General features: G+C 38.0%; 11 protein-coding genes. 1 reads left to right on the plus strand and 10 read right to left on the minus strand.

The genetic code is table 11. The features are described from left to right. Positions 1–9: 9 nt before the first annotated feature. The 9 genes from BN999_RS19365 to BN999_RS19405 all read right to left on the minus strand — a co-directional run bounded on the left by BN999_RS19365 (position 10) and on the right by BN999_RS19405 (position 10,834). A complete protein-coding gene (locus BN999_RS19365; RefSeq protein ID WP_096274255.1) occupies positions 10–951 on the minus strand; it encodes a carbohydrate ABC transporter permease in 942 nt (313 codons plus the stop codon). A 78-nt stretch (positions 952–1,029) separates the two neighbouring features. Next, positions 1,030–2,307: an ABC transporter substrate-binding protein gene (locus BN999_RS19370; RefSeq protein WP_096274257.1), complete on the minus strand. Its 1,278-nt coding sequence runs from the start codon at positions 2,305–2,307 to the stop codon at positions 1,030–1,032. A gap of 128 nt (positions 2,308–2,435) precedes the next feature. After that, positions 2,436–3,329 carry an N-acetylmuramic acid 6-phosphate etherase gene (murQ, locus tag BN999_RS19375; protein ID WP_096274259.1) on the minus strand — a complete coding sequence of 298 codons (894 nt, stop codon included), beginning with the start codon at positions 3,327–3,329 and terminating at the stop codon, positions 2,436–2,438. Between the two features lie 183 nt (positions 3,330–3,512). Then, positions 3,513–4,580 (minus strand): ABC transporter permease, encoded by a 1,068-nt coding sequence (locus BN999_RS19380; RefSeq protein WP_096274260.1) that lies wholly within the window; start codon positions 4,578–4,580, stop codon positions 3,513–3,515. Further along, entirely contained in the window at positions 4,577–6,097 is a 1,521-nt protein-coding gene (locus tag BN999_RS19385; RefSeq protein ID WP_096274437.1) for a sugar ABC transporter ATP-binding protein, read from the minus strand. Before BN999_RS19385 ends, BN999_RS19380 begins: the two co-directional genes overlap by 4 nt. A gap of 621 nt (positions 6,098–6,718) precedes the next feature. After that, the gene (locus BN999_RS19390) at positions 6,719–7,693 is read right to left on the minus strand and encodes an ABC transporter substrate-binding protein (protein ID WP_096274262.1); all 975 of its coding nucleotides are present in this window, start codon (positions 7,691–7,693) and stop codon (positions 6,719–6,721) included. Positions 7,694–7,747: 54 nt separating this feature from the next. Beyond that, positions 7,748–8,734: a Gfo/Idh/MocA family protein gene (locus BN999_RS19395; protein ID WP_096274264.1), complete on the minus strand. Its 987-nt coding sequence runs from the start codon at positions 8,732–8,734 to the stop codon at positions 7,748–7,750. 70 nt (positions 8,735–8,804) lie between these two features. Further along, complete coding sequence (locus BN999_RS19400) at positions 8,805–9,815, minus strand: Gfo/Idh/MocA family protein (protein WP_096274266.1); 1,011 nt, start codon at positions 9,813–9,815, stop codon at positions 8,805–8,807. Positions 9,816–9,847: 32 nt separating this feature from the next. Then, positions 9,848–10,834, minus strand: coding sequence for a LacI family DNA-binding transcriptional regulator (locus BN999_RS19405; RefSeq protein WP_096274268.1), 987 nt, complete (start codon positions 10,832–10,834; stop codon positions 9,848–9,850). Between the two features lie 178 nt (positions 10,835–11,012). Between BN999_RS19405 and BN999_RS19410 the strand changes: the two genes are divergently transcribed. Then, the gene (locus BN999_RS19410; RefSeq protein ID WP_096274270.1) at positions 11,013–11,981 is read left to right on the plus strand and encodes a sugar phosphate isomerase/epimerase family protein; all 969 of its coding nucleotides are present in this window, start codon (positions 11,013–11,015) and stop codon (positions 11,979–11,981) included. A gap of 276 nt (positions 11,982–12,257) precedes the next feature. Here the strand turns inward: BN999_RS19410 and BN999_RS19415 are convergent, their stop codons facing one another. Continuing rightward, positions 12,258–13,808: a polyamine aminopropyltransferase gene (locus tag BN999_RS19415; RefSeq protein WP_096274271.1), complete on the minus strand. Its 1,551-nt coding sequence runs from the start codon at positions 13,806–13,808 to the stop codon at positions 12,258–12,260. Between the last annotated feature and the right edge of the window lie 353 nt (positions 13,809–14,161).

A 14,161-nucleotide genomic window follows, 5' to 3' on the forward strand; every position in this document is an offset into this window, starting at 1 on the left:
AATATCCCCCTATCTCTCGAAGTCTTTACGTTTGAAGATTAATAGCATGAATGTCGTAGCCAGTCCGATAATAACAAATAAAATAACAGCAATAGCAGAGCCAAGCCCAATAGATTGACCACCGTCAGTAGTACCAAATGCCAATCGATAGAAAAATGTAGTTAAAACATCTGTTGAATAATACGGTCCCCCGGAAGACCCTTGCATTGCAAACACATACTCGAATGTTTCAAAAGAACCAATAAAGACCAACACAGACATAACTAATAAGGACGGCCCAAGCATTGGGATTGTAATTTTTCTTAATACTGTAAACCAATTTGCTCCATCTATTTTTGCTGCCTCAAAAATCTCTGGTTCAATCGCTTGTAATCCAGCTAAGAAGATTAACATAGAGAAACCAATGGATGCCCAACTATCAACGAAAATGACACTAAATAAAGCAGTATCCATACTCCCTAACCAAGGTCTAGTCAATTCTTCAAGACCAATAGCTTCCAATAAATTATTTAATGCACCCCTAGTGGGATTTAAAACAAGACTAAAAAGAAAACCAATGACAATTACAGATAACAGTTTAGGAAGAAAGAAAATACTTTTGAATAGCTCTTTTCCTTTAATTTTGCTATGTATAATTAACGCGAGTAATAGGGCAATTACTAACTGAGTAAAAACAGTAACAAAAAAATATATCCAGTTATGTTTGAAAGCATTAAAAAAAGTACCTTTATAAGGTTCTTCCGTAAAAAGGACAATAAAGTTCTTTAATCCAATAAATTGATCTCTGTCAAATCCATTAAAAGAATAAAAGCTATTTAACGCAGCAGAAATCAAAGGAAACAACTGAAAAACACCATACAAAACTGCTGCAGGTAGTAAAAACAAATGAACCATATTTTTTCTTAGTTTTCTTTTTTTAAAATACCCTTGATCCTTGATCTGTGTAGACATTGCTGCACCTCCCTAAAAATTGGAATACACAATCAAGATAAATTGATTGTGTATTCACTTACTCACCATATAAAACTGTTACTTTTCTTCTGCTGCTCTCTCAGCGTTTTTCTGAGCATCTTCTAAGACCTGTTCTTTAGTTATTTCTCCCAGAAACATACCTTGCAGAGAGTCTTCAAAAACTGTTTTGGTTGTTGGAGAACCTTCTCCAAAGTAAACTAATAATAAGTACGGAGTAGTATTCGCTTCAGATGCTTTCGTAATTTGTTTTACAAGTTCATGTTTCGGTTCAACTCCGTTAATCGCACTTAAGCGATTAAGCTCATCACTAAATAATTGACCAAATTCCTTTGTTGCCATGAATTCTATGAATTTCAAAGCTTCTTCTTTATGCTCTGATTTTTCAACAACACCAAAAGATCCATCTACCCAGTTCATAACGTATGGTTCATTTTGGCCTTCTCCTTTTAGACCAGGAACTACTCCAATATTCATTTCAGGTGCATTTTTCTCGAATGTTCCTAAACGATAATCTCCATTGATATACATTGCTGCTTCCCCTGCATAAAATAGTGCTTGGGCATCATTATCATCTAAGGCAATAAAATCCTTCGGTAAATACTGTTCTATTTCTTCCAGTCTATCGAGAGTTTCCATCATTCTAGGATCAGTTAAATCGGTGCTACCAGCTAAAATTTCATCTACATAATCATTTCCACCATATGCTGATGGGCTTACTACCCCATGTAACATAGATAAAAGATATGCAGCACGCCCAGCTTGAGCAATTGGAGTAATTCCGTTATTCTTCAGTTCTTCACTTACCTCAAGTAATTCGTCCCAAGTCTCAGGAGCAGCTAATCCATATTTTTCAAATATATCTTTGTTATAGAAAATCACTCCAGCATTGAGTGTAGTTGGTACACCATAAACTTGCCCATCACTACCTTTTGCTGCTTCTAAGAAACTATCTTCAATATCCATTACACCTGGAACATCATTTAACTGCGTAAGATACCCGTTATCAGCAATAGATTTCGTACCAGAATAAGGTCGTAATTGTATGATATCCGGTCCAGAACCAGAAACTAGAGAATTAGTTAGGATGGTATTATATTCCGTAGATTCGAATGGCTGAAAATTAATCTTAATACCAGGATTCTCTGCTTCAAAAGCTTCAATAAACTTTTCATATGCCTCTCTATCCTCTGGTCTCCAACTGTACAGCTCCAGTTCTACTGCATCAACCTTTTCCCCTGAATCACCACTGCTTGACGTGTCTTTATCACTACAAGCAAACAAAATTCCACTAGTTAATACCAAAAGTATAAACAGGATAAACTTTTTAAACTTCATAATATTTTCCTCCCATATATATGTAGTGTTTTACACTCTCTATATTTAGAAAGCGACAACTTTGTATGTATTTTCGATGATGTAATGAAAATAATTAATAATTAAACCAAGTTCGTAATAAATCAATCTCAATTAGAATCAATTGCTTTTTTAACATAACCGTTACTTTCTTTTAATCTTTTCTTCGCCTCCTTAAAAGAAACACCAGATTTCTTCATGACAATAGCTGGTTTTACTTCATTGTTCGCTTCAGTTAAAAGTTGAGTTGCTTCCTCATAAGAACTACCAGTTATCTCCATTAGTATACTTTTAGCTCTTTCTAACAACTTGAAATTACTAACACGTACATCAACCATAAGATTCTCGTAAACTTTCCCAAGTTTTATCATCGTTGTTGTACTGATCATATTAAGTATCATTTTATGTGCAGTCGCAGCCTTCATACGTGTTGATCCTGATAATACTTCTGGACCAACTATTACCTCAATAGAACAATCTGCAAAGGTACTAATTAATGAATTATGATTACAAGTTAAAGAAACTGTATATGCCCCAACTTCATTAGCATATTTTAATGCGCCTATTGCATATGGGGTACGACCACTAGCAGTTATTCCAATAACAACATCTTTATCTGTTAAATCCCTGCCCTTAATGTCTTCTTTGCCTTGAGCTTCATCATCTTCAGCACCCTCCACCGCTTTATAAACAGCACCATTTCCCCCTGCGATAATAGGCTGAATCATACTAGGTGAAGTCATAAACGTTGGGGGGCATTCTACTGCGTCAAGTATCCCTAATCTCCCACTTGTACCTGCCCCAACATAGAATAAGCGACCACCGCCCATCAACGCTTTGGAAATTTGATCGATTGCTATTGTAATGTTAGGTAATACAGCCTCAACCGCTTCTGCGATAGATTTATCCTCATTATTTATCGTCTGTATTATTTCCAAAGTAGGCATTTGGTCTAGTCTTACGCTGTTCTCATTTCTTTGTTCTGTTGTAAGATAAGTCAGCATTATATGTAAAACACTCCCTCCGTATGTAAAGCGCTTCCATTTAATTGAAATTATAAATTTATTGAATTATTTTGTCAATATATTTTAAAAATATTTGTAATAATATTTCAATTCACACCAAACGGATTAAATCCTTGCAAAATAATAGAAAGGAACGAAGTAATGACCTCGTTCCTTTCTATTTCAAGCCGTTTTCTCTTTTCGTTGTAATAACACCGCTACGATTACAATTACTCCTTTAAACGCTTCTCTTAGGAATGGTGGTACGCCGAATAGGTTTAGTAAGTTATTCATTACGGCAATGATTAACATCCCATATACGGTTCCGAGTATATATCCACGGCCACCTAGCATATTGGTTCCGCCGACAACTGCTGCTGCGATGGCATCCATCTCCATACCTCGTCCAGCATTGGAAAAGTCCATTGAACCAATACGAGAAACTTGAATAATGGCTGCAACAGATACTAGTAGCCCCATTAAGGCATAAACACGAAGCTTTACCTTATTGATATTAACACCGGAAAGCTTTGCTGCTCGCTCATTCGATCCGACCGCAATAATCTGTCTTCCAAAAGTCGTTCGTTTGGAAACATAATACAATATACACGCAATGATTGCCCAATAGATAATTGGCATAATCATGAGATTACCAATTTTAAAGCTAGATATTTGCAAAAACTCCACCGGAACCTTTGTATTATACCCTTGAGCAAAATGTTGAGTAACACTTCGGAAAATCATCATCGCACCTAGTGTAGCGATAAAAGGTGGAACCATCCCTTTTGTAATGGAAACACCAATTAATGCTCCAAGCATATAACCAAATGCCAACACTAAAATAATGGTTAAGATAATAGCCGGAACACCAGTAATTCCAACTGCGCTGAGAATCCCCTGTGCTCCCGTGTCGAGTAAATACATCGCAAAAGCCCCAGTAATAACTAAGGTTGAACCCACGGATAGGTCAATTCCACCTGTCATAATAACAAACGTCATCCCCAAAGCTACGATTCCAACACCTGCATTATTCCGCAGTATATTAATCCAGTTATTCGTCCAAGCCTGGAACCATTCACCAAATGAATTATAATCAAAGCCCAAGGTTAATGTCTGTAAGATTACCATAATAATAAGCGCTATTAAAATACTAAATAATGGATCATTTGACCATTTATGTTTAAACCACCCTACAAAAGTCTTTTTTCCTGGGCTTGCATTTTCCAAATTAGGTTGCTTATTTGGTATCATAGTTGGTGTACTCCCTTCTCTTCGCCAAGCTCCCCACCAGTTGCTAAACGCATGATGGTTTGTTCATTCATCATTTCATCTCGAACCTCACCTTGAATTACCCCATGATACATAACCAGCGCCCGGTCACACACACGGATAATTTCTTGTGCCTCACTAGACAACACAATAATTGCGATATTTTCATCTGCTAGTTTTAGAATAATATCGTAAATATCTTCCTTCGCCCCTACATCAACACCTTGAGTAGGGTTATCTAAAATCAAAACCTTAGGATTAGCTGCTAACCATTTTGATAAGACTACCTTTTGCTGGTTTCCACCTGATAGACTGGTAATGCTATCCGTCATGTCACCCATTTTAATTCGTAAAGAATCTCGCTGTTCTTCAAATAATTTCCTATGCCTAGAACTATCAATAACACCACGCTTGGAAAACATCGACCAAGTTACAACGGAAGCATTTTCGATGATATCCATATCTTTAAGAATGGCGTTTTCTTTTCGGTTACGCGGTAGGTAAGCAATCCCTTTTTTTATTGCTTGAGAAGTACTTTTAATTGTTACTTCTTTACCTTCTAAGAATATTTTCCCCGTTTCATAATGATCCGCACCAAAAATTGCTTGAAAAAGTTCACTACGTCCATCACCAAGAAGCCCTGTAATACCAACGATTTCACCAGCTCTAATGGAAAAATTAATGTCACGGAAATGGCGACTATCTGTTAGTCCTTCCACACGTAGAATTTCATTTCCAACTTCCTCGTTTCCTGCGACCCTACGTAATGATTCTGTACGAACATCGAATCCAACCATATAACTAGCTAAATCTTTTTTCGTCACATCACTTACATTCCCGACAGATACTAGATTTCCATCCCGTAACACAATGTATCGATTGCAAATCTCTTTCACTTCATTTAATTTGTGAGAAATAAAAATGATTCCTACATTATTCTCTTTTAATGTCTTCATCATGGCAAAAACGCGTTCAATCTCGGTATCGGTTAAAGATGTAGTTGGCTCATCCATGATGATAATAGAGGCATTTGTCATCATCGCTCGACAAATTTCCACGATTTGTTTATAAGAAGCGTCTAGGTCCCGAACCATTCTCCCAGGATCTAAGTCTACATTCATTTGTTTGAAAATCTCTGCTGTTTTATCATACATTTGCTTTAAATCTAAGCTTCCTTTTTTTGTCTTAATTTCACGACCTAGAAACATATTCTCATAGATAGGAAGATCATTAATTAAATTCAATTCTTGATGGATAAAAGCAATGCCGGCTTCTTGTGAATCAACAGGTGTCTCAAAATCTACTTCTTTCTCGTCAATTAAAATAGAGCCTGAATCCATTGGGATGACACCACCAAGGATGTTCATTAGCGTTGATTTCCCTGCACCATTTTCCCCAAGTAGTGCACAAATCTCTCCGCCTTGAACAGATAAGGTAACATCCTTTAATACATCATTACTACCAAAGGATTTTCGTATATTTTTCATTTCTATTTTCATGTAATCACCCAAGCTTTTTAGAAGTGAATTCATTCTTGTAAAGTTTTTTCTGAACGTCTCTTTTCTATTGATAGAAACTGTGTGGTAACGACTGTCAATTAATGAGTGTAGTATTAATATACCGCTCCGGCAGAATACTCCGCTTTCCACGGGCACGGCCTCAGCCTCCTCGAGGAAAGATCGCCTCTGCGGGGTCATCGGACACGTGCTATTCCCGTAGGAGTCTCCGTATTCTGCCTGCGCTAGTTTGAGCTTTCTAAATTTAAGGTAGCAAATGATTTTTTGATTGGTTTTGATTGCTTCTAATTTATTTCACTCTACACTAGCGAAGGAAATACACGGAGACTCCTGCGGGAGGATAGGCTTCGGTGAGACCCCGCAGTGCGTAAGCGCGAGGAGGCTCACCAGCCGCCCGCGGAAAGCGGAGTGTATTTCCGTAGCGGGTATGGTGCTCCCCCAAAAAAAGCCATTTCCCGCACAGTTTCTAACAAACTATTCATTAATAAAATATGGTCAAAAATAATAATCTATTAAAGAATAATCTTTTAAAAAAAGAGGCTATAGCTTAGCCATAACCCCTTTTGTTTACTGATTTAGGGACAAACTTCCCATCAATTCGATTTAGTATGGTGATTCTGCATCTAGGAATTCTTCGTAGTTGTCTCTGTCTACGATTGTTGTAGGTATGATGGTTTCCATTTCAACATCTTCACCTTTTAGAATCTTAACAGCAGTGTCCACTGCATCTTTTACCATTGCAGGGCTATAAAGTGCGGATTGGATCCAGATATCTTCGTTTTCTGGCATCATTTTGAAGTATTCTTGCATACCTCCACCACCAGTTACAACTTGAATATCCGTTCTTCCAGCTTCACTTATAGCTTGCAGGACACCAATAGATGTTTCATCATCAAGTGAGAATACAGCATCAATTTTATCTAGGCTAGTAAGGATATCTGCAAAATCTTTTAATCCATCTTCTCTAGTAAATTGAGTTGCATACGTATGGATATTTAAATTTGGAGCAATTTCCGCTACAGTATCTAGGAATCCACCTTTACGTAATTCGGAAACTGAACCTGCTGAAGGTACTTCTAATAGGACAACTTCTCCCTCTGTACCAATCTTATCTACTACATATTTTGCACCTTGTACTCCCATGTCATGGTTATCTCCAGCTACACGGTATACACCATCAACGTCAATCACAATATCAAAGTTAACTACTTCAATTCCTTCATCTAAAGCACGTTGAATCGGAACTTCCATCCCTTCCCATTGTGGGAATGCTACAATTGCATCTGCTCCCCAAGTTATTAGGTCATCTAGTTGTGATGTCATTTCAGAAGCATCACTACTTGTATGGATTTGATAGTCTATTTCATCAGATAATTCTTTTGCACGAGCTTCTGCATGGTACGCAACAGCGGCCACCCAACCGTGTGTAACAGCAGGTGCTAAAATCCCGACCTTAAACTTGTCACCAGAATCGCCACCGTCTCCACCATCACCTGAAGTATTGTCTGAACCGCATGCTGCAAGTGCTGGCACCATAATTAAAACTAGTAGAACAAACACCTTTAAATACTTACTCATTACTGAAAACCCCCTTAGATTTGGTATATATTAAAAAAATAATGAAACCAATAGTTAGATATACACTTCATGACCAGTCTCAAGTGATAGATTAATAGCTTCCAATAATCGGATTACATATAGAACATCCTCTAATGGAACTACTTTATTCTCTTGAGTCTTTTCCAAACAGTCTACAAAATAGGAGAGCTCTGCTTCAAAAGGATCTGCCTTTTCCACAGGTACCTCTATTATCTTTTCATTTTCATATAATATTAGACTACTGTTATTAATACTCTCGATATTTAGCCCGGCTTTCAATTGGAAATCTAAGGTGTTTTTATGTGTTTGTGCTCGAAGCGCCATCGTAAATGGGTATCCTGGCGGCATTTGATTGGAAGCTTCTACAAATGCCTTTGCGCCGTTTTCAAAAGTAAGCGTTGTCAAAACATGATTCCATGCTCCGTTCTTATTCTGAGAACCTTGAGCATATACATACTTTACCTCTCCCAAGAGATAGTATAAAAAATCAATATCATGGAGGTGTAGATCAAATAAGGCTCCTCCACTTTTTTCTGGATACTGAAACCAGGAACTCCATGTTGCTGGCTGTCCTAATCGCTGCGCATGCACAATCTCAATATCTTTTAAGATGTCTGTCTCGCTATAGGCCTTAATCGATTGATATTCTGGCCAAAAACGAAGTACATGCCCCACAAAAAGTCTCACTCCACATTTCTCTACTTCATTAAAAATTCGCTTTACGGATTCTACAGATAAAGAAATCGGCTTTTCACAGATGATATTTTTCTTCGCTCTTGCTGCTTTGATGATGTACTCTTCGTGTAAAAAGGTTGGGAGACAGATATCTACTAGATCAATATCATCTCGCAGTAGAAGCTCGTCATAATCCGAAACAAACGAATAATCGGACAAGCTATCCTCATCCCTAACCTTATTCCGAGTACAAATCGCAACAACCTTGGCATTCGATATTTTCTGGTAAGCCTCTATATGGGCTTTTCCAATAAAACCTAATCCAACTAGCCCTACTCTCTGCATAATATCTTCCCCAATTCTTTTTATAATTGGTTCTATTCTATTTCGTATGTAATCCAGTACATACTGTTTATCATGTCTGAGCTAGTATTTTTTCAACTACTTTTAAGGAAGCCATCGCTTCTTCACTTGTGACAGGTGGTGCCTTTTCATGAATAATACAATCAACAAAAGCATCTATCACACCAGTGCTAGTTTGATTATCATTTGTCTGGATTTGTTCTAATTCATATTTGATAACAGAACCATCATTCATCTCCACAATTAATTGTGCATCAGGTTGATGATAGAGTTTCAAGATACCCTTTTGACAATAAATGGTGGTGGTATTATCTTCTGCACCGTAATAGGTCCAAGAAAATGAAGCCGTTCCAAGGCGCCCCTTCTTCGTCCTAAATGCACAAACCACATTATCAGGAACTTCAATTGGATTCCCATTTTCATCCACTTTATCAAGGGCACCGGAAAATGCATGGACATCTTCTATTTCATCATCCAAAAGCCAATGGATTAGATCAATCTTATGGATTCCTAAATCACCAGCAACACCTGAATGGGAACGTTCCTTTTTGAAAAACCAGGTAGCATTTGATTTTGTTACGCCCCAACTCTCTGGCCCCTCATGACCAAAAGAAGTCTTAAACGTCAGAACATCTCCTAGTTCCCGACTCTCGATTATTTTTTTTGCTTTTTGATGTGCCTTTGTAAATCGTTGGTTATGATCAACCATGAGGATCTTCCCAGATTGTCGCTCTGCTTCCACCATTTCCTCAGCCTGTTGGAGATTGATTGCTAGAGGCTTTTCACAAAGAACATGTTTTCCTTTTAGTAAAGCCTTTGTCGTATAAAAATGGTGTGCATCATTAGAAGAGCAGTCACTTATGGCTATAATTGAAGGGTCATTCAGTAAGTCTTCTAAGGTTTCAGCGACTCTACCACCAAACTCTTCTGCCAATCTATTTGCTCTTTCAACGTTTCGGTCATAGAATACAATTTCCTCCACGTGAGGATTTGCTTTATATTCTGGAGCGTGCCGGAATCTTGTTATCGACCCACAGCCGATTATTCCTACATGAAACCCCATTAGCAGATGCCTCCTTTATAAGTAGATAGTTCCTACACCATAGTGGATTCACGAATGATTAGTTCATGATCCAGCACAATGTTCTCTACTTTTTCTCCCTTAATCCTACCTAAGAGCATTTCCGTTGCCTGACAACCCATCGTATACATTGGTTGGGAAATCGTTGTTAATGTAGGATTGGTCATACTTGAAAAACTAATATTATCGAAACCTACAATCGCAATAGGATCTGAACTTTCTCGTTCCATATTAATTGCTTTCAGTGCTCCTATTGCCAGTGTATCCGAAACAGCAAATACTGCTGTCGGCTTATCCTCTTGTTTTAGAAGCATTCTCATCGCATGGACCCCGTATTGGAATTCCAATCCCTTCGTATGATAAATCCACTCATCTCGGATTGGTAAATCAAACTCTTTTAATGCCCTTTCATATCCCAATCGTCGCATTCTAGCATATAAAAACTTCTCGTCCGATGTAATGAGAGCAATCTTTTCATTACCTAATTTAATTAAGTGCTTAACCGCCTGGTATGCAGCTAATTCACTGTCTACTGTTATGTATGGTATATCTCCTTTTTCTTCATATTCACTACAAAGAATGACCGGATAATGCTCCGCAAGTTCATTTAATCGTTGCATATTCACGGTTGGATCCATAGAAATCACGCCATCCGCAAGTTTGTTCTTCACCATATTAAAGTAAATATTTTCTCGTTCAGGCTTTGAATCTGTCTCACAAAGAAGAATATTATAGTCGCTTGCAATCGCCGTATCCTGAATTCCATTTATGATTTCCGTGTAAAAGGGATTAGCGATGGTGGGCAAAAGCACCAACAAAAGGCGACTCTCTGAATTTCGCAAGTTACGACCAAGCATACTCGGTTCATAATTCAGTTCTTTTATCGCTTCTTCAACCTTACTTCTTGTTTTTGGGCTTACCGAGGTTGCATGATTTAGCACCCTGGAAACCGTCGCAACCGAAACACCTGCCCTTTTAGCTATTTGTTGTATATTCGCCATGAAGATTCCTACCTTTTGAAATAAATGTAATCGATTACAATTCGATTGTAGAGTTTAACGAATTGTTTGTCAATAACAAATTATTAATTTGTTTAGAATATAATAAATTTAATATATTGCTTTTATATCTTTTTATGTATAATAGATGTAACGGTTTACATTTTAAGGAGGGTTTTTGATGAAATTAGGGGTATTTACGGTTTTATATTCTGACAAAAATCTAGATGAAATGCTCGATCATGTTGCAGCTAAGGGAATTGAAGCTGTCGAATTGGGTACTGGTGGTTATCCAGGAAATGCACATTGTAATGTAGATGAGTTACTAGATAACGAGGAAAAACAGAAGGAATTCATGAACAAGATTGAAAGTCGCGGATTAATTGTAAGCGCTTTAAGTTGTCATTCGAATCCTTTACATCCACAGAAAAAAATTGCACAAGCTGCAGATGAATTGTTTGTGAAGACGGTAAAATTAGCAAGTCAACTGGGAATCCCTGTAGTGAACACTTTTTCTGGATGTCCAGGTGACCATGAAGATGCTAAATATCCAAACTGGCCTGTTGCCCCTTGGCCAAATGAGTTTCAAGAAATACTAAAGTGGCAATGGGAAGAAAAGATAATTCCGTATTGGAAGGAAAAAGCAAAACTTGCCGAGCAATATAATGTAAAAATTGGCCTTGAATTACATGGAGGTTTTTCTGTACATACACCAGCGACATTATTACGACTACGCGAAGCATGTGGACCAGCAATCGGTGCTAATCTAGATCCTAGTCATATGTGGTGGCAAGGAATTGACCCTGTAGAATCTATTAAAATACTAGGAAGAGAAAATGCCATCCATCACTTTCATGCAAAAGACACGGTTATTGATCAACCAAACGTGAATAAAAATGGGTTTACGGATATGACATCCTACTCCGATATGCAGAACCGCGCCTGGTATTTCCGAACAGTAGGATTCGGACACGATGCAAAAGAATGGGCCGACATGATCAGCACCCTAAGACTATACGGCTATGACTATGTCGTAAGCATCGAACACGAAGACGGACTAATGTCCATAGACGAAGGCTTCACCAAAGCAGTCCAAAACCTACAACCAGTAATGGTGAAAGAATCAATAGGGGATATGTGGTGGGCTTAGACGGTGAGCTGCCTGGCTTGAGTTGTTAAGGAGCCTGGCTTGAGTTTATAGGTGCCTGTCACTACCCGAATTTTGTACTATTTTGTCGAAAGTGAAAATAGCTGTAAATTGTAAATATCGGAATATAATCTCATAAAAATAATTACAGAAAATCTAATAAGCTATATGGCTTGTTGGGTACTATATACTCAACTGGCCATATAGCTTTTTTTCGACAGATTTCGAGCAATTTCGGGAAGTGACAGGCACCGTACACACACTAACGCCCGCACTCTCCTAATAATTCACCCAAGATCGTCCATATATTTCTATCAAATGAGGGTCTATCAGTGTATTTGGTTTTAATTCTATCAATTTACCTTTTTTATCTATAATTTCCTCGTCTTCATCTTTTCCAAATACAGTTAAGGCTGGAAGCATGTCTTTAGTTAGAAATTCTGTCTCAACAAAGATATCTAGGTCAGACAGATTGATTTTGTCACGGCTAGCCATGACAAATCCCCAGTTTCCGAAGCTCGGTACATCAACATGTAAGTTTTCAACAGTTAGACCGGTATCAGCAACAGTCTCTGAAATGGTCCAGTATACTTCTGTAGCGAATACAGGGCTTGTCGCCTGAATCATCACTGCTCCTCCAGGGTTTAAATGATTTCGTACTAAGGAGTAGAATTCCCGTGTATATAATTTATTTAGACTTTCATTATTTGGATCTGGTAAATCCACAATGATGACATCAAACCATTCATCGGTTCCTTCTAAAAACTTAAATGCATCAGTATTTTCCACATGTACCTTCTCATCCATTAAAGATCCTTCATTTAATTTCAATAGTAAATCATTCGTGTTGGCTAATTCTACGACTGCTGGGTCTAGGTCCACTAATGTTATTTTATTTACTTCGTCATACTTTAGGATTTCTCTCACCGCAATCCCATCACCACCGCCAAGCACCAACACATTCTGAGGAGTACCTGCATAAGCCATTGCAGGGTGAACAAGTACTTCATGATAACGATGTTCATCCGTTGAACTAAACTGTAATTGCCCATCTAAATACAACCGGACATCTGCTTCATCTTTTGTTACGGTGATCTTTTGATAGCTAGTTTCCTCTGTATGGATAATGGGATCCTTATAAAGCTTTTGTTCAAAACTAAATGCCATCTCTTCACCAAAGAACAATCCAATCAATAGGAGAATTCCAATAACTCCCCCTATACAAGCATGTACCATAAAGTTCCGAATTTCTTTACGGAATAGGTACAAGACAATTAAGGCAACCAATAAATTAATACAACCGACTAAAAATGCCGTCTTTACCATGCCAAAATAAGGGCGGAACAAGAATACAAATAGTACCCCACCAATTAATCCACCAGCATAATCTGAAAACAATACCCTAGCCGTACTTTTGTTTAATGTTACTCCAATTTCGTTTGCTTTTCGGATTAAAATTGGTAATTCCACCCCAGTTAATCCTCCAACAATCAGTGTAATGGAATAAAGGAAAAGGGCATCTGTTCCCTCTGGAGCAAAGGCGGTAATTCCAAACATGGTAAAACTAGAAAATCCACCAATTATCGCGACCCCGAATTCAATCCAGACAAATGTGATGATAAGGTTCTTCAAAAACTTCTCGCTTAAACTAGCTCCGATCCCCATCCCTGTCAGGAATAAAGAAATGGTTAGCGTATACTGTTTCACACCGTCACCTAATATGTAGGAACCTAATGCTCCAAATAACACTTCAAAGACAATCCCACAAATGGACACAATCCCCGAAGACCAATAGATAATTTTACTTTTTCTTACTGCTGCATCGTTCAAACTCCATGCCCTCCACTATTGCTACGTTTTTTAGCTAGGCTTAATTATTATTTTTGTAAATTAGTTTTGCAAATAGGATGTTAAAATCTGTTCGGTAACAGTTTAATTCCCTCAACTAAAGAGGATAGTGGTATACTACTGCTCCGGCAGAATACTCCGCTTTCCGCGGGCCCGGCCTCAGCCTCCTCGAGGAAAGTTCGCCTCTGCGGGGTCTTCGGACACGTGCTATTCCCGCAGGAGTCTCCGTATTCTGCCTGCGCTAGTTTAGTTTTCTAATTATGATTAGGAATTAAATTATTCTTTTGAATTAATCACTGTTAATTATTCACACTAACCTAGCGAAGGAAATACAC

It is taken from the genome of Paucisalibacillus globulus (assembly GCF_900184735.1).
GTDB lineage: Bacteria > Bacillota > Bacilli > Bacillales > Amphibacillaceae > Ornithinibacillus > Ornithinibacillus globulus_B.